Genomic DNA, 16,401 nt, shown 5'->3' with positions numbered 1-16,401 from the left:
GTTCGTTGTTTATCATTTAACAGTCATCTGTTTCATTTGAATTTCAGGTTTTGAAATTTTCATAGATTGCCAACTCCTATTTGTTCCACTTCTCCAGAGCCATTCTAATGGACCAAATCTATATTTACTGAACCACCATTTACTAAAATATATTTGTCCTATAAAGAATAGTAGTCCAAGTCCCAATGCTACTGTTCCTGATAATTTCAATAGCAAGCCTAATCCGTAACCGTAAAAAATGAAAATTCCGAAAGCAGATTGTAAAACATATGTTGTAAGCCCCATTTTCCCCACAGGTATTAACTGTTTTATAAATTTCTGCGTAATCCTTGATTTATATAGAAGAAGTACTAATCCAATGTATAGAAGTGGCATAAAAATATTTGATGCATCTTTGGCAATTGACCCAATAAATCGAGCTAATTCAGAATTTGTTGGTGCTGACAAATAGAAACTAATTAAGACTAATGGAATACCAATAAAAGCCGTTACAAGAATTAATTTAACAAGTGGAATTTTGTTGATGTTCTCGTGCCATTTTTTTCGTCCAACCCAAAGGCCTGATAAGAACAAACCGGGAATTACCCAAAGTCTGCCACTAAATTTCAGATAATTATACTTGTTCATAAATCCTATTGTACTATTTGAAACAAGTAGCTTTTGGTATTCGCCATCGATGATCAATTGAAAGTAATTCATGGCCATTTCTACCGGATTTGGATTTATCGCGCCTGGTTGATTTACCTGAACTGGCGGCTGAATTAGTGCAATGGCTTTTATTAAATTACCGGGAACATTCAATGCAAAGAACAAACCAAGGATTAAAATAATTTTTGTCGGGAATTTTCTGAATGGAATTAAAGCCATTCCAAATACAGCATAAACCGTTAAAAAATCTCCCCGATAATGAATATGGTGGAAATATCCAATTACAAAAAGTAAGACCAGTCGCCAGGCAAATTTTAAAGCACTGGAATTTTCCTTTTGGCCTAATATCAAATAGAAACTTAATCCGAAAAGCATTGAGAAAATCGCATAAAATTTCCCTACAAATAAATTTTGAATTATAGTTTGAGAAACTGAATCTATTGGAAAAATCATATTAAATCCCACGTACTTCGGCGGCGTGAAGCTTGCCGGATAGCCTTGAAACATATGCGTCATTATGATGCCAAATAAGGCAAAACCTCTCATTGCATCTATTTCTTCAATTCTTTTCATAAATCTAGTTTGTTGTGCGTTCGTATTTTTGTCAGTTTAAAAGCTCTACTGTTTCATTTCAACTCTAATCAGTCTAATTGTTTTAGTATCGCTTAAATTCTCTACAGAGTGAGGTGCTTCGGGCATTTTGTACATGGTCAATGGGAAAACAAGAGGTTCAGGTATCTTTCGAGTATCCATAATCACATTTCCTTCAGCATCACGATCAATAAAGTCTCCTGCTTCCATGATATAAAGAACACTTGGCCACTGGTGATGATGAACAGGTTCTAATTCATTTGGTGCAAGAGTTACTTCCAAAACTCTTACTTTGTCATTTTCCAATAAAATTTTATGGTTATTCGGTGCAGAAACTACAGCATCTTGGTCTTTAGGCCAATCTGTTGGATTTCCTGTTTTGTATAAAAGTTTTTGTTTTTCAGTTATTTGTCCAAATACTGAAATAGTAGAAAATGCTGTAAAGCAAAGCATAGCAGCTAGAAATTTAAATGTTGATTTCATATTTGGTCAGTTTTAGTTTTTCACTTCAAGTTGATTGTTCAAACTTAGTGCATCAGGAAACCCCCATTGCTCTGCTATTTTACCGTTTGCAATTCTGTAAATAGCAGTTTCATAGATGGTAACTTTCTTTCCAGTTGGGTCAAGTCCATTAAACGCTCCCAGTTGAGTTCCTGTAGATTTAAATCTTGTTACAACCTTGTCGCCTTCGCTTATCATATCAACTATTTCTTCGTTCCAGTCGGGAAAGGATTTTCTATGACTTGTAATAGAACTATTTGCTCCTTCAATTCCTATCCACTCAATTCCGTCTATAAAATGGCAGACAAAATCTAGTGCTAATATTTTGTCTAATTCATTCACCTGTCCGTTACTCCACACTTCATGATAATTTTTTACGACATCACGATTTGCGTCCAAGTTAGTTTGTTGTGTATTTGAACCACAACTGTAAAAAAGAATACTTGCTGTAAGAAGCAAAATTGAGAAGAAAGATTTTTTCATTTGAGTTTTTATTTAATTGATATTTTGGTGGTTTTTCCTGTTTATGATGCGAGGTCGTTTTAAAATGGCTTTCAACTGGTTATATAGTAACTTTTATTTTTGTTATCCCATAAATAAAAAGTATAAACAAAGTTTTTGCTTGTGTATCCATAAAGATAATCTTTTTCCCATTTAATAAGACGTAAAAAAAAGCCTGTTCCAAAATGTGAAACAGGCTTTATAAGTTCTAAAGATTATAAAAATTAATCTTCTTTTCTATCGTTGTTACGATTGTCTCTATTACGATTGTCGCGCCCACGGTTGTCTCTTCCTCGGTTATCGCGGCCACCTCGATTATCCCTAGAATTATCCCTTGGTGGTCTTGCAACGTAGCCTTCTGGTTTTGGCAAAATAGCCTTGCGGGATACTTTTTCCTTGCGTGTTTTTGGATCTATACCAAAATACTTTACTTCAAAAACATCACCCATGTTAACCACATCGGTTACATTTTCGGTACGTTCCCAAGCTAATTCGCTAACGTGTAATAAAACTTCATTTCCAGGGGCTTGTGTATATTCTACAACTGCTCCGAAATCTAATATTTTAATAACTTTTACTTCGTAAACGTTGCCCACTTCTGGCTTGAACATTAAGGCATCAATAGTTGCCAAAACTTTATCAATACCTGCTTGGTCAGTTCCTAAAATTTCAACAATACCTTCTTCGGTAACAGGGTCTTCATTGATTACAATAGTAGTGTTGGTTTCTTTTTGTAACTCTTGAATCACTTTTCCGCCAGGACCAATCAATGCACCAATAAATTCGTTTGGAATTATAGTGGTAACCATTTTTGGTGCATGCGGTTTAACGTCTGCATTAGGCGCAGCAATAGTTTCTGTTAGTTTACCTAAGATATGTAGACGGCCATCGCGTGCTTGTTTTAAGGCTTTTACAAGAATTTCATAAGATAATCCCTTAACCTTGATGTCCATTTGGCAAGCGGTAATACCATCGGCGGTACCTGTAACTTTAAAGTCCATATCGCCCAAGTGGTCCTCATCACCTAAAATATCCGATAATACAGCGTATTTTCCAGTTTCGGTATCGGTAATCAGTCCCATAGCAATACCAGAAACGGGTTTTTTCATTTGAACACCGGCATCCATTAGTGCCATTGTTCCGGCGCAGACCGTTGCCATAGATGAAGATCCGTTAGATTCTAAAACCTCTGAAACCACACGAACGGTATACGGGCAGTCTAAAGGAACCATACCTTTTAAGGCACGTTGTGCTAAGTTGCCATGCCCAACCTCACGACGTGAAGTGCCACGAATAGGTCTTGCTTCTCCCGTTGAAAAAGGAGGGAAGTTATAGTGTAAATAGAAACGCTCTTCGCCTTCAAACGATGGCATATCTATTTGGTTGGCTTCTCTACTTGTGCCTAAAGTAACGGTTGCTAAGGCTTGGGTTTCCCCACGGGTAAAGATTGATGAACCATGGGTAGATGGTAAGTAATCAACTTCACACCAAATTGGTCTGATATCGGTAGTTTTACGTCCATCTAAACGCAAACCTTCGTTTAATGTTAAATCGCGTACAGCCGCTTTTTCGGCTTTACTGTAATATTTAGAAATTAAATCACCTAATTCTTCTTGCTCTTCTTCAGAAAAAGAAGCAACAATTTCTTCCTTAATTTCTGCAAACGCAGCACCTCTTTCATGTTTTGAAGAACCTGCTTTGGCCACGGCATAAACTTTGTCGTATGCCATATCATGGATTTTCTTTGCTAAATCTTCATCCTCAGTTTCAGGCTCGTATTCGCGCGTTTCTTTTTTGCCAAAAGCCTCAGCTAATTTAACTTGGGCAGCACATTGTACTTTAATGGCTTCATGTGCAAACTTGATAGCCTCGGTCATTTCTTCTTCTGAAATCTCCTTCATCTCACCTTCAACCATCATCACAGAATCAGCACTGGCACCAATTACCATGTCAATATCGCTTTCTTCTAATTGCGAAAAAGAAGGGTTGATAATGAATTCGCCGTTAATACGACCAACTCTTACTTCAGAAATTGGACATTCAAATGGGAAATCTGATAATTGAATAGCTGCAGAGGCGGCCAAACCTGCCATGGCATCTGGCATAACTTCAGCATCATGAGACATCAACTGAATCATTACCTGAGTTTCGCTATGGTAATCTTTTGGAAATAACGGACGTAAAACACGGTCCACCAAACGCATGGTTAGTACTTCACCATCACTTGGTCTAGCTTCTCTTTTAAAGAAACCTCCAGGATAACGTCCTGCTGCAGCAAATTTTTCACGATAATCTACTGTTAACGGTAAAAAATCTACATCAGCAGATTTGTAATTGGAAACTACCGTACAAAGTAGCATACAGTTTCCAGATTGCACAACAACGCTACCATGGGCTTGTTTTGCTAATTTTCCGGTTTCGATAGAAATTTCTCTACCGTCACCAAGGTCTATGACCTCTTTAAATGTTTTTGGAATCATAAAATTTTTCTTGTAATTCAAGCAAAGTCTTGCTCAAATCATGTTAAACAATGGTCGTTGTGTTGTTGTGTAGTTGTTGTATTTCGACCAATGAAAAACTATAAAAAGCTTCTTCAAGCGCGTTTATACTCTACGCAGAGTTGTATTTTATAAACAAAAAAGAGGCTAAAAAAGCCTCTTTTTCTTATTTTCTTAAACCTAATTCTTTAACTATGGCACGATATCTTAAGATATCTTTCTTAGTTAAGTAATCTAGCAAAGCACGGCGCTTACCTACTAGTTTTACTAACGAACGCTCTGTGTTATAATCTTTTCGATTATTTTTTAAGTGTTCTGTTAAGTGATTGATTCTGTGCGTAAACAACGCAATTTGTCCTTCTGCACTACCAGTATCGTTCTTGCCTTTACCGTGTTTTGAGAAGATTTCTTCTTTTTTTTCTTTTGATAAATACATGCTAATATTTTTGTAAATGATTTTTATGTATACGAAAGCCTTTCTTTCGAGCGGCAAATATAATAACTTTTTTGGGTTTAAAAGTTTTTTTGTGTAACTTTTAATACTATTTCCCAAGGATACAGCTTAATAGTTTAAGTGATTGAATATTATTAACTCATAATTCCTTGTTTTATGAAATCATTGTTCCTAAAAAAGCTTTCCTGATACCTACGATTCTCTGGAAAAAATCTTCAGTAACACCTATGATGGCATAGCCATATTGACTTTAGATGGCGGTTGGATTAAAGTGAATGATATTTTTTGCGACATATTGGTCTATAATAGAGATGAGCTTTTTAACATGAACATTGAAAATATTGTTTTAGGGAAGATTTGGCTGTAAAGGGAATTCCGGCATATCTTGATAGTATAATTTTAAACTTTTTAAGAAATGCCATTAAATATGGTTCTGATATAAGGAAACCAGAAATCAAGCTTTCAACACATAAAGAAAATGAATATGTAGTTCTTAAGATAGTGGATAACGGAAAAGGAATTGACATGGAAAAGTATGTGAAAAATCTTTTTCAAATGTATAAAACGTTACACTCTAACAAAGATGCTATTGTCATTGGCCTCTTCATAACCAAAAACCATATTGAATCGTTGGGAGTGAAGGTTGAGGTACAAAGCCAAGTTGAAGTGGGCACCAAATTTTCAACATATTTCAAAAGAGCATAAAAAAAACCTGTCTTTTTTGGACAGGTTTTAAAATGATATTTGATTTACTCTAAGCTCTAAAAGGCTGATTAAGTATTAAATCTAAGTACTGGTTAACCTTATTTTTTAAGTCTTTTCTCAATGTAATAAAATCTAGGAAACCATGTTCCAACAGGAATTCTGAAGTTTGGAATCCTTCCGGTAAATCTTTACCTGTGGTATCGCGAACAATACGTGGGCCTGCAAAACCAATTAAGGCTCCAGGTTCACTAATATTAATGTCGCCCAACATAGCGAAAGAAGCTGTAGTGCCACCAGTTGTTGGGTCGGTGCATAAAGATATATAAGGAATTCCAGCATCACCCAATTGTGCTAACTTTACAGATGTTTTTGCCAATTGCATCAAAGAAAAGGCTGCTTCCATCATACGAGCACCACCAGATTTCGAAATAACCATCAATGGAATTTTTTTCTGTAAAGCATAATCTGCTGCTCTAGCAATTTTTTCACCAACAACGCTTCCCATTGAGCCACCAATAAAGGCAAAATCCATACAGGCAACAACCAAATCTTTCCCTTTTGATTTTCCAACGGCGGTTCTAATGGCATCTTTAAGCTCTGTTTTTTTCTGAGCCTCTTTTAATCGATCTGGATATTTTTTTGTGTCTTCAAATTTTAAAGGATCTTTAGATTCTAAGTTAGCATCCAGTTCCTTAAATTTATTATCATCAAAAAGTATTTCAAAGTATTCTTTGCTTCCAATTCTTACATGGTAGCCGTCTTCAGGACTCACATAGAAGTTTTTTTCCAATTCATCGGCATCAACTATTTTTCCTGTAGGAGATTTATACCATAACCCTTTTGGGGTATCTTTTTTTTCTTCCGTTGTGGTTGTAATTCCTTTTGTTTTTCTTTTAAACCAAGACATAATGATTTACGATTTTAGTTTTCAGTTTCCCCAATTTTTAGGTACGTGACCTCACAAGCCAACTACAAAATTAAGCCTTTTTTTAATTTTGTGGTAACCACAAAATAGTTTTGTTGGCTAATTATTGTCGGCTAACACCTAAGATACTGTTTTTAAATTGTATAACAAAAAAGGCTTTACACCTTTGTAAAGCCTATTGTAATAATTCGGTTACCTTAATTATAAGGTGTTTACGTTATTTAAATCTTCAAACGCTTTTTTCAAACGCGCTACAAAGGTTTTTTCACCCTCACGAAGCCAGACACGTGGGTCGTAATACTTCTTGTTTGGAGAATCATCACCTTCAGGATTTCCAATTTGACCTTTAAGGTAATCAGATTTTGAATTCATATAATCTCTAATACCGCTCATAAATGCATATTGTAAATCGGTATCGATATTCATCTTAATTACACCATAGCTAATTCCTTCACGGATTTCTTCAACTGAAGAACCAGATCCACCATGGAATACAAAATCGATATGATTGTGCTCCACACCATATTTTTCAGAAATATATTCTTGCGAATTCTTTAAAATCTTTGGAGTTAATTTGACGTTACCTGGTTTGTAAACCCCATGCACGTTTCCGAAAGCAGCAGCAATTGTAAATCTTGGACTTACCTTGCTCAACTCCTCATAGGCATAGGCAACCTCTTCTGGTTGGGTGTATAATTTAGAATCATCAACATCTGTATTGTCAACACCATCTTCTTCACCACCTGTAATACCAAGTTCAATTTCTAAAGTCATGCCCATTTTGCTCATTCGTGCAAGATATTGTTTGCAGATTTCAATGTTCTCTTCAATTGGCTCTTCAGAAAGGTCAATCATGTGGGAGCTAAACAAAGATTTACCAGTTTCGGCAAAGTGTTTTTCACTGGCGTCCAACATGCCGTCAATCCAAGGCAATAATTTTTTTGCACAGTGGTCTGTATGTAAGATAACTGGAACACCATAGGCCTCGGCTAAAGTATGTACATGTTTTGCACCTGCAATAGCACCAGCAATAGAAGCCTTTTGTCCTTCATTACTTAATCCTTTTCCAGCATTAAAAGCAGCGCCACCATTAGAAAATTGGATGATTACAGGAGCATTTAAATCTCTTGCAGTTTCCAATACACCGTTAATAGTATCTGAACCAATAACGTTAACAGCTGGTAATGCATATTTGTTTGCTTTGGCGTGCTTGAAAATCGCTTGTACTTCATCTCCAGTAGCTACACCTGGTTTTATATTGTGTCCCATATTTTTTTATTTAATTGATTAGTAATTAATGAGGTGCAAAAATAATCAATTTTTGTGTAAGTTATTGCTGTTTTGGTGGCTTAAACTGAATAAAAAGCCTAAAACGTTATAGTTGCTGAATGAATGATGTCTTTAAACACGTTTAGGTTAGAAAGGATAGTTTATACCAATGTTATAAACGGCATTAGAAAAATTGTAATCGTTAAACCATCTATTGTTTGCTTCGTAAAACGGGTCGTAGGTTTTAAAGCCAATATCAAATCTGAAAACGAAGAAACTGAAGTCGTATCGTAACCCAAACCCAGAACCAATGGCAATATCTTTCAGTGAATTGAAGCTATTAAAAACAGCACCTTCAGTATTTGTGTTATCCAGCACATTCCAAATGTTTCCTGCGTCAACAAAAATGGCGCCATTTAAGTCCTCAAATATATTGAAACGTTGCTCTGCGCTTAAGGTAAGTTTTAGGTTGGCCTCATTAAACTCGTTAGTTGTATCAGAACTTCCAGGCCCCAAACTATAGGCTGTCCATGCACGGTTGTCGTTTGGTCCACCTGCAAAGAAACTCTTTGCAAAGGGAATACTGTTAGAGTTTCCATAAGGGATGGCAATACCAAAAAAACTTCTCATGGCGAGCACGTTTTTCTTACCCAAATCCCAATGTTTTGTGTACTCAAATTCGGTTTTTACATATTGGGAATAGGCAACATCAAATAGCTCAAAACGGTCATTACTATTTTTTTGAAAACCCAACAAGCTTGATGCCGTAGCGAATAAATTCCCCGCTAACTCCAATTTAGAACGGAATATGGAAAAATCTTCATCAAATAAATTGGTACGTTCATCATAAATCAGACTAAAACTGGAAGAAATGATTAAGTTGTTCTCCGTCAATCTGTCTTTTCGTTCTTTTATGCCGTTAACATCTTTATATTCATTTGGGTTGCTACTTGCGTAGTTACTGTCATCTAAGACTAAATTTATAAATTCATCAGATCTTGATTTATCCAAAATAGAATTTCCGTTGGCGTCTGCTAAAATAAATTCAGATGGTGTATTATAGCTATTTAGCGCAATATCCTGTAAGTTGCCAAATGAAGTGCTGTACACATTGAAATAATTATCAATGTTAAGATTTTTTACATATTGCACATTAAATACATCCAGTTTATTGGTCACTTTTTCATTGGGAAACCAATTATAATTAAAAGCGCCACTAAAGGTTTGTTTGTCCAGTCCAATATTGGTTTGGCTTGTAGCTGCCAGGCTGATTCTTGTACTAGGCAACATGTATTTTGGAATAATATTTTCGGTATAAAAAGGTGAAAACAATCTTGGTATGGTCAATTTAACATCCAAGCCATACTCATTAATGTCGAAGAAAGGTTCACCTTCCTTGGCTTCTTTTGATGAACCAATGGACCCTACAGCCGATATCTGAAGGGTTTCAGCACCCCTAAAAATATTTCTAATGAGTAAGCTGGGGTTCAACGATAAACCAACTGTTTGAATGTTGCTTGTAGAAACATCTGTGCTAAAACCTAAGCTGAATTTTTTTAACGGTGTTAGCCTTATCGTATCCGTTAGCGTATAGTCGTTATTCTCAATTTGCTCTATGTTCGGATATTTAAAAGTGCGCAATTCGTTTAAATGCCTGTAGGTACGTGTTCTGTCAATATCCTTAAAAACTTCACCAGGCGTTATGAATACAGCATCTGTTAGCGCTTTAGGCTGGTACCGCATTTTGTTATAACTGTAAAGTTTGTAACTGTTATAGCGAATGGAATCTTGAAAAGGTTTGCCACGGTTTTCAAAGGTGTAATCTGTAATGATATTTACATCCCTAATTTTATAAATCTGAAAGGGCACCCGCCGCACTGAATCGGGAGTCCTAATCGCCCTGTTTTGGATTTTCACATCAACGTTTACATTTCCGTTGGTGCCAATGGTGTCGATTTCAAAACCCACATAATCCTGGTTAAAATGATATACACCAGCATTACGCAATTCACTTGAAATGCGCTCGCGTTCCTGGTCAAAATTTGATGTTCTGTATTGTTCCCCTTTTTTTATTACGGCATCATTTTTAATTTTTTTGTACAACGATTCAACCACGGGTGATTTTATTGTGGCACTTATGGAATCCAACATAAATGGACGCCCCGTTTCCAAATTATATTCAATTTCGGCACGCTGGTTTTCGTTTTTGTCAATATCATAAGTGGTTTCAACATTAAACCAGCCATTGTTTATATAATAATCTTGAAGCCGTTTTGCTGATTTCTTTGTTATGCTTTCATCAACAATTGTAGGTGGCTCACCAGTTCTTTTTAACCATTTGTTAAAATTTATTCGCGCTTCAACCTCTCTGTCAACCTGTTTTTTGGAAAGCTTTTTAGTTTTTCGGGCAAGCTTTTTTGGGTTATTATATATTTTTTCTTCTAAAATGGAGTCAATATTGGGGCGAGCCAGATTATATATGTGTAACCGTAATGGAATGCCAGTTATTTTTCGGTTGGGCTTTTGGTGCAACAAGCTATTAATGGCAACGCTATTGTCTTTTTTGTCATTAATAATGACGGAATTTTTTGTGAGGAGGTATTCATCTTCCGCAATTCTTTTTGTGGCATCACAAGAAAAAAGACTTCTTGAAACAATGATTAAAACTAATATTTTTAAGAGTTGAGGTTTCAAATGGGATGATGCTATAATTGAAGTAGTTTTATGTTCATATAAGGCTCAAAAATACATTATTTAAGCTGAAATAAATAGTTTAAATGAGTTCATTATGTTGGCAATATTTTCTTTTCTTTATAAAAAATTATCATTGAAGCATGCTTTCAAAAAACCAAATAAAATTAATAACTAGTTTAAACCAAAAAAAATATAGGCAACAACACGGTCTTTTTGTGGCCGAGGGTGTAAAAACCATAAAAGAACTTTTACAATCGAACCTCGAACTACACGCTTTATATACGACAAAAGCTTTCAATATTGATGCCAAAGATGAAGTTCTTATTTCTGAAATGGATTTAAAACGGATTAGTTTTTTGAAAACACCAAATAAGGCGTTGGCCATTTTTAAAATACCGGTTCCTAAACCCGTTGATGATAATGGACTTGTTGTTGTTTTGGATGCGGTTAGAGATCCTGGGAATCTGGGTACAATTATTCGGCTGTGCGATTGGTTTGGGGTAAAGGATTTGGTTTGCAGTAGCGAAACAGTAGATTGCTATAACCCAAAAGTGATCCAAGCTACAATGGGTTCCATAACACGAGTGAATATAAGTTATGTAGATTTAAAACCATTTTTAAAGACCAGTAAATCAACTGTTTTTGGGGCCTTTATGGAAGGCGAAAATGTTTACCCAAAACAATTGCCCCAAAACGCTGTTTTGGTTATGGGAAATGAGGCCAATGGCATTTCAAAAGAGATAGAAGAAATTATAACCGAAAAAATATCTATTCCTCAGTTTGGTAATTTGCAAGAAACCGAAAGCTTAAACGTTGCCATGGCAACTGCAATTTTGTTGAGTGAATTTAGAAGGGGTTGAGTTGTTAAGATGTTTGTTGTTTAAATGTTTAAACGGTCCAACTCAACACCAAACAATTTATTGAAACGTAAAGTTTAGAAACACTCCTCGTGTTTTCATGCTTGTGATATTGCTAGTCCATGGGCTATTGGGGTCTTCGTCCCTAACCAGTTCGTCATTAATTCCAAAGAGACCTCGTACTGATGGCGTAAATTTGAAGTTATACAAGTAAAAATCAATGCCAAAACCAAGTTCGTAAAAAATAGAATTTTTGGTCATCCTAAATTGCCCAGCACTGTTGTCTTCAGGGTTCTTTTCGTTGCTCGAAAGGTTCAAAGCCGTTGAAAAACCACCAACAATAAACGGTTTAAAATTATTGATGCGTTTGGTAGAAACCTTTACCAATAGTGGAATGTGTATATAAGTGGATTTTACCTCTCGGTACAAATCGGAAGTTTTTACATCGGGCACGCCATTAAAATATTCTTGACTATAATAAAGTTCACGGGTAGTGATTAACAATCCAGGTTCTAAGCGCAAATCAATAAAGTTGTTTACACGTAGATTTCCGATGAGGCCAACATTAAAACCAGGGCTTCGTTTTATATAAATATCGCGTAAATCTTCATTGTAATCAAAATTGAAATCGTAATTGCTTATTCCCAAAAAGTAACCCCAACGCAGTAAATTATTGTCTGTTGATCCTCGCCCTTGATTGGCATCATAGGTCACTTTTTCTCTTTTAAAAAGCTGTGCACTTGAGGTTTCAATGATGAATAAAAATGAGACTAATGCAAAAAAGTATTTCATCTGGTTGCTTTTATTGTTTTTTATGGGTCAGATGCAATTCGCCGTTAAACTTTTCGATGTGTATGATCAAATTGTTATGGCTCATTTCATATAATTATATTACTACTTAGATGATTTATAAATTGTTGCCACACCAAAAGTTTGTGGAAAATCTTCAACACTAATAAACCCAATTTTGCGTAAAATATTGTTTAGTGCTTCTCCATAGGGAAAAACCGATGCCGATTCACTTAAATATTTGTAGGCGCTTCTGTCTTTTGAAAAAACTTTTCCTATTAATGGCAGAACGTTTTTTGTGTAGAATTTGTAGCCTTGCTTATAAGGAGTTTTAGTAGGAACTGAAGTTTCTAAAATTACAAAAGTGCCGTTTGGTTTCAGCACACGATAAATTTCTTTGAGCCCATTTTCCAAGTTTTCAAAATTCCGAACGCCAAAAGCAACGGTTATGGCATCAAAAGTATTATCTTCAAAAGGCATCTTTTCGCTATCGCCTAAAACCATTTCAATTTTAGATTCCAATCCCTTCTTTTGCACTTTTTGTTTGCCAATAGCCAGCATGCCGCTGCTAATGTCTAATCCAACAATTTTATTGGCATTGGTTTCTGCCAAATTAATGGCCAAATCTCCGGTGCCTGTGGCTATATCAAGAATCGTTTGCGGATTGCTTTCTGCAATAATGTTCACCACTTTTTTTCGCCATTTTATATCTATTCCAAAAGAAATTACACGGTTTAAGCCATCATAGTCGCCAGAAATGGTGTCAAACATTTTGGTGACTTGTTCCTTTTTGCCTAAATCACTGTTTTTATAGGGCTTTACTTTTGACAAATCTGTAAATTTTTGGACAAATATAAACTTTTACTCGGTAATCGAGATTTAAAAACCAGGAAGCTTCCGTTGAAATTAAACTTTTGTTGCCCTAGTACCTTCATGGATTGCCGCGAGGCAGTTTACAACAGCATAAAATAATTAAAGCTAGAGTATTATAAAGAATCAAAATTTACATCAATGTCTATTTTATAGTATATTTGCCATACTTTTTATGATATACAAATAATGAAAATTATTATTGCCGGAGCTGGTGAAGTTGGGTTTCATTTAGCAAAATTATTGTCTTACGAATCTCAGGAAATTACCCTAATAGATACGGACAAAGAAAGTTTAGTTTACGCCGATACACATTTAGATATAAAAGTGATTAGGGGTGATGCCACGTCAATTGCTATCTTGAAGGATGCCCGAGTTGAGTCATCAGATTTGTTTATAGCCGTTACCGCCAGTGAAACTACAAATATTACCGCATGTGTTTTGGGCAAACAATTGGGCTCAAAGAAAACAATTGCCAGAATTTCCAATACAGAATTTATAAAGTATAAAGATGAGGTTGGCTTTACCGAATTTGGTATTGACGAGCTTATTTCTCCGGAATCTTTGGCCGCATCAGAGATTGAATTGTCTTTAAAACAATCGTCCTTTAATGATACTTATGAGTTTGAAGGCGGGGCGTTGACCATGGTAGGTTTAACACTTTCCAGATCGGCATCCTTTGTTGGTAAAACAGTTAAGGAAGCCGCTAAAATTTTTCCAGAAATCCATTTTGTGCCCATTGCTATTCAGCGCTTTGGTACGCAATATACCATAATCCCAAGGGGAGATACCCAATTTAAACGTGGTGATAATGTTGTTTTTATAACTTCTGAAGGTGGAGCCGAAGAGTTATGTAAACTCACGGGAAAATCCAATAGGGAGATAAAGCATGTTATGATTTTGGGTGGAAGTAAAATTGGATACAAATCTGCCCGCGATTTGAGCGATAAAGGGTTCAATATAAAACTTTTTGAGGCCAACAAAGAGCGTGCTTTTGATATAGCTGATGATTTACCAAATGTTTTGGTGATTCAAAGTGATGGACGAAATGTTGATGTTTTGGATGAAGAAAACATTAGCGAAATGGATGCCTTTATAGCCGTTGGTGAGAATTCTGAAACCAATATCATGTCCTGCTTGGTGGCAAAATCAAAGGGCGTTAAAAAAACAGTGGCCTTGGTTGAAAACATGGATTATTTCGAATTGTCACATTCTGTTGGTATAGAAACACTCATCAATAAAAAACTTCTGGCGGCAAATAATATTTTTAGATACATCAGAAAAGGTGAAGTAGTGGCCATGACCAAATTAAGCAATATGAATGCGGAGTTGTTAGAATTTGAAGTTCGGTCAAGTTCTATTGTTTGCAATAAACTTATTAAAAATATTGATTTCCCGAGATCGGCAATTATCGGCGGTGTAGTAAGAAACGGTGAAGGTATTATAGCTTTGGGCGATTTTAAAATTCGGGAAGGTGACCGCGTTGTTGTATGTAGCTTATTACAGTCCATTAAAGGTGTTGAAAAATTATTCAGGTAAAAATGAAGCTTAATTTTAAAATCATTTTTCACTTCCTTGGCCTAATGCTGGTTTTCAATGGTGGCTTTATGCTATTGTCTGCGCTCATGAGTTTGGCATATCAAGATGGTGTAACCATGCAGCTCTTTTTGTCAGGAATTATAACTTCAGTTGTTGGTGCCGCATCTATGGTTTTAACAAGAACCCACCGCAAGGAAATAAACAAGCGCGAAGGTTATATTGTTGTTACTTTTGGTTGGATAATCATGTCCCTTTCTGGAACCATTCCCTATATACTCACAGACAGCATTCCAAGTTTTACAAATGCATTTTTCGAGACCATGTCAGGTTTCACCACAACGGGTGCTTCAATTTTAAATGATATTGAAGCCGTTCCGAAGGGTGTTCTATTTTGGCGAAGCTTAACACATTGGATTGGCGGTATGGGAATTATCGTGTTGGCCATTGCTATTTTGCCTTTGTTGGGCATTGGTGGTATGCAACTTTTTGCGGCCGAAGCACCTGGGCCCAGTGCCGATAAATTGCACCCAAGAATTACCGATACCGCAAAACGTTTGTGGCTCATTTATTTTGGCTATACAGCTGCCGAAACTTTGCTTTTAAAAGTGGCAGGCATGTCCTTTTTTGATGCCATAAACCATGCATTGTGTACACTTTCAACAGGTGGGTTTTCAACCAAAAATGCCAGTGTTGCCTATTGGAATGGCCAGCCCATAATTCAATACATCATTATTTTCTTTATGTTTTTGGCGGGTACCAATTTTGTGTTGAGTTATTTTGCTTTCAAAGGGAAGATTCAAAAGGTAATTAAGGACGAAGAATTTAAACTATATTTCAAGTTTGTGGCCGTATTTACCATTATAGCGGCACTCATTATTTATTTTAGGGCAGATGTATCTACATCATCCATCGATCACCCTATGGTTTGGGGAAAAGCAGAAAGTGCCTTTAGGCATGGATTGTTTCAAGTTCTTACGGTTATTACTACAACAGGTTTTATTTCGGCAGACTATACCATGTGGACACCTTTTTTGGTGGTGTTTTTCTTCGGACTCATGTTTCTGGGTGGTTCTGCTGGTAGTACCTCTGGTGGCGTTAAAGTAGTTCGTCATTTAATATTGATAAAAAATGGATTCTTAGAATTTAAGCGTACGCTTCATCCCAGTGCCATTTTGCCTGTGCGTTATAATAAAAGAGCTATTTCAGGTAATATCGTATTCAACATATTGGGCTTTTTCATGCTCTATTTGCTCTCTTTTATTATTGGTGGACTAGGGTTTTCTATGTTTGGTATGGACTTTACTTCGGCAATTGGTTTGTCCGCTTCAACCTTGGGTAATGTTGGTCCAGCTTTGGGCGATTTCGGACCTGTAAATAACTACTCTGAGTTACCAGATTTGGCGCAATGGTGGGCCTCTTTTTTAATGCTTATTGGGCGTTTGGAACTCTTTACAGTGCTTATTCTGTTAACGCCTTTCTTTTGGCGGAACCGATAAATTTTAAATGACCGATTAAGTTTCTAAGATTATTCGATTTGAACTTTGCAAAAACAAAAGACCT

General features: G+C 36.1%; 15 protein-coding genes. 5 read left to right on the top strand and 10 right to left on the bottom strand.

The genetic code is table 11. The features are described from left to right. Positions 1-12 precede the first annotated feature (12 nt). The 5 genes from ACB104_RS03995 to rpsO all read right to left on the bottom strand — a co-directional run bounded on the left by ACB104_RS03995 (position 13) and on the right by rpsO (position 5,175). Entirely contained in the window at positions 13-1,221 is a 1,209-nt protein-coding gene (locus ACB104_RS03995; protein ID WP_370476984.1) for a DUF418 domain-containing protein, read from the bottom strand. Positions 1,222-1,266: 45 nt separating this feature from the next. Next, positions 1,267-1,722: a hypothetical protein gene (locus tag ACB104_RS03990; protein ID WP_370476983.1), complete on the bottom strand. Its 456-nt coding sequence runs from the start codon at positions 1,720-1,722 to the stop codon at positions 1,267-1,269. Between the two features lie 12 nt (positions 1,723-1,734). Then, the gene (locus ACB104_RS03985; RefSeq protein WP_370476982.1) at positions 1,735-2,139 is read right to left on the bottom strand and encodes an ester cyclase; all 405 of its coding nucleotides are present in this window, start codon (positions 2,137-2,139) and stop codon (positions 1,735-1,737) included. Positions 2,140-2,465: 326 nt separating this feature from the next. Then, positions 2,466-4,721: a polyribonucleotide nucleotidyltransferase gene (locus ACB104_RS03980; protein ID WP_370476981.1), complete on the bottom strand. Its 2,256-nt coding sequence runs from the start codon at positions 4,719-4,721 to the stop codon at positions 2,466-2,468. A 184-nt stretch (positions 4,722-4,905) separates the two neighbouring features. Continuing rightward, positions 4,906-5,175: a 30S ribosomal protein S15 gene (rpsO, locus tag ACB104_RS03975; protein WP_370476980.1), complete on the bottom strand. Its 270-nt coding sequence runs from the start codon at positions 5,173-5,175 to the stop codon at positions 4,906-4,908. Between the two features lie 220 nt (positions 5,176-5,395). Here rpsO and ACB104_RS03970 point away from each other — a divergent pair, with 220 nt between their 5' ends. Together ACB104_RS03970 and ACB104_RS03965 are read left to right on the top strand one after the other, a co-directional pair. Continuing rightward, positions 5,396-5,560, top strand: coding sequence for a PAS domain-containing protein (locus ACB104_RS03970; RefSeq protein WP_370477097.1), 165 nt, complete (start codon positions 5,396-5,398; stop codon positions 5,558-5,560). Further along, on the top strand, positions 5,551-5,898 hold the full coding sequence (locus ACB104_RS03965) for an ATP-binding protein (RefSeq protein ID WP_370476979.1): 348 nt from the start codon (positions 5,551-5,553) through the stop codon (positions 5,896-5,898). Before ACB104_RS03970 ends, ACB104_RS03965 begins: the two co-directional genes overlap by 10 nt. Before the next feature lie 49 nt (positions 5,899-5,947). On the opposite strand, the gene accD is transcribed toward ACB104_RS03965, so the two are convergent. The 3 genes from accD to tamL form a co-directional block, all read right to left on the bottom strand. Next, positions 5,948-6,805: an acetyl-CoA carboxylase, carboxyltransferase subunit beta gene (accD, locus tag ACB104_RS03960; protein WP_370476978.1), complete on the bottom strand. Its 858-nt coding sequence runs from the start codon at positions 6,803-6,805 to the stop codon at positions 5,948-5,950. Positions 6,806-7,024: 219 nt separating this feature from the next. After that, positions 7,025-8,092, bottom strand: coding sequence for a class II fructose-bisphosphate aldolase (fbaA, locus tag ACB104_RS03955; protein ID WP_370476977.1), 1,068 nt, complete (start codon positions 8,090-8,092; stop codon positions 7,025-7,027). Between the two features lie 147 nt (positions 8,093-8,239). Further along, on the bottom strand, positions 8,240-10,786 hold the full coding sequence (gene tamL, locus ACB104_RS03950) for a translocation and assembly module lipoprotein TamL (RefSeq protein WP_370476976.1): 2,547 nt from the start codon (positions 10,784-10,786) through the stop codon (positions 8,240-8,242). Between the two features lie 140 nt (positions 10,787-10,926). Between tamL and ACB104_RS03945 the strand changes: the two genes are divergently transcribed. Continuing rightward, entirely contained in the window at positions 10,927-11,646 is a 720-nt protein-coding gene (locus ACB104_RS03945; RefSeq protein ID WP_370476975.1) for a TrmH family RNA methyltransferase, read from the top strand. Positions 11,647-11,703: 57 nt separating this feature from the next. Here the strand turns inward: ACB104_RS03945 and porT are convergent, their stop codons facing one another. After that, positions 11,704-12,435: a type IX secretion/gliding motility protein PorT/SprT gene (gene porT, locus ACB104_RS03940; RefSeq protein WP_370476974.1), complete on the bottom strand. Its 732-nt coding sequence runs from the start codon at positions 12,433-12,435 to the stop codon at positions 11,704-11,706. A 102-nt stretch (positions 12,436-12,537) separates the two neighbouring features. Then, the gene (ubiE, locus tag ACB104_RS03935; protein WP_370476973.1) at positions 12,538-13,263 is read right to left on the bottom strand and encodes a bifunctional demethylmenaquinone methyltransferase/2-methoxy-6-polyprenyl-1,4-benzoquinol methylase UbiE; all 726 of its coding nucleotides are present in this window, start codon (positions 13,261-13,263) and stop codon (positions 12,538-12,540) included. A 228-nt stretch (positions 13,264-13,491) separates the two neighbouring features. Between ubiE and trkA the strand changes: the two genes are divergently transcribed. Next, a complete protein-coding gene (gene trkA, locus ACB104_RS03930) occupies positions 13,492-14,841 on the top strand; it encodes a Trk system potassium transporter TrkA (RefSeq protein ID WP_370476972.1) in 1,350 nt (449 codons plus the stop codon). A gap of 2 nt (positions 14,842-14,843) precedes the next feature. Then, a complete protein-coding gene (locus ACB104_RS03925) occupies positions 14,844-16,337 on the top strand; it encodes a TrkH family potassium uptake protein (RefSeq protein WP_370476971.1) in 1,494 nt (497 codons plus the stop codon). Positions 16,338-16,401 lie beyond the last annotated feature (64 nt).

The sequence above is a fragment of the Tamlana flava genome (assembly GCF_041287255.1).
GTDB lineage: Bacteria > Bacteroidota > Bacteroidia > Flavobacteriales > Flavobacteriaceae > Tamlana > Tamlana flava.
Note: the sequence above shows the minus strand (reverse complement) of the source record. Positions and strands in the feature narration are given on the sequence as shown.

What these genes read in the sequence shown, in the direction of transcription:
- ACB104_RS03995 (WP_370476984.1), bottom strand. Translation starts at nt 1,221, where the DNA reads ATGAAAAGAATTGAAGAAATAGATGCAATGAGAGGTTTTGCCTTATTT.
- ACB104_RS03990 (WP_370476983.1), bottom strand. Translation starts at nt 1,722, where the DNA reads ATGAAATCAACATTTAAATTTCTAGCTGCTATGCTTTGCTTTACAGCA.
- ACB104_RS03980 (WP_370476981.1), bottom strand. Translation starts at nt 4,721, where the DNA reads ATGATTCCAAAAACATTTAAAGAGGTCATAGACCTTGGTGACGGTAGA.
- rpsO (WP_370476980.1), bottom strand. Translation starts at nt 5,175, where the DNA reads ATGTATTTATCAAAAGAAAAAAAAGAAGAAATCTTCTCAAAACACGGT.
- accD (WP_370476978.1), bottom strand. Translation starts at nt 6,805, where the DNA reads ATGTCTTGGTTTAAAAGAAAAACAAAAGGAATTACAACCACAACGGAA.
- fbaA (WP_370476977.1), bottom strand. Translation starts at nt 8,092, where the DNA reads ATGGGACACAATATAAAACCAGGTGTAGCTACTGGAGATGAAGTACAA.
- ACB104_RS03945 (WP_370476975.1), top strand. Translation starts at nt 10,927, where the DNA reads ATGCTTTCAAAAAACCAAATAAAATTAATAACTAGTTTAAACCAAAAA.
- porT (WP_370476974.1), bottom strand. Translation starts at nt 12,435, where the DNA reads ATGAAATACTTTTTTGCATTAGTCTCATTTTTATTCATCATTGAAACC.
- trkA (WP_370476972.1), top strand. Translation starts at nt 13,492, where the DNA reads ATGAAAATTATTATTGCCGGAGCTGGTGAAGTTGGGTTTCATTTAGCA.
- ACB104_RS03925 (WP_370476971.1), top strand. Translation starts at nt 14,844, where the DNA reads ATGAAGCTTAATTTTAAAATCATTTTTCACTTCCTTGGCCTAATGCTG.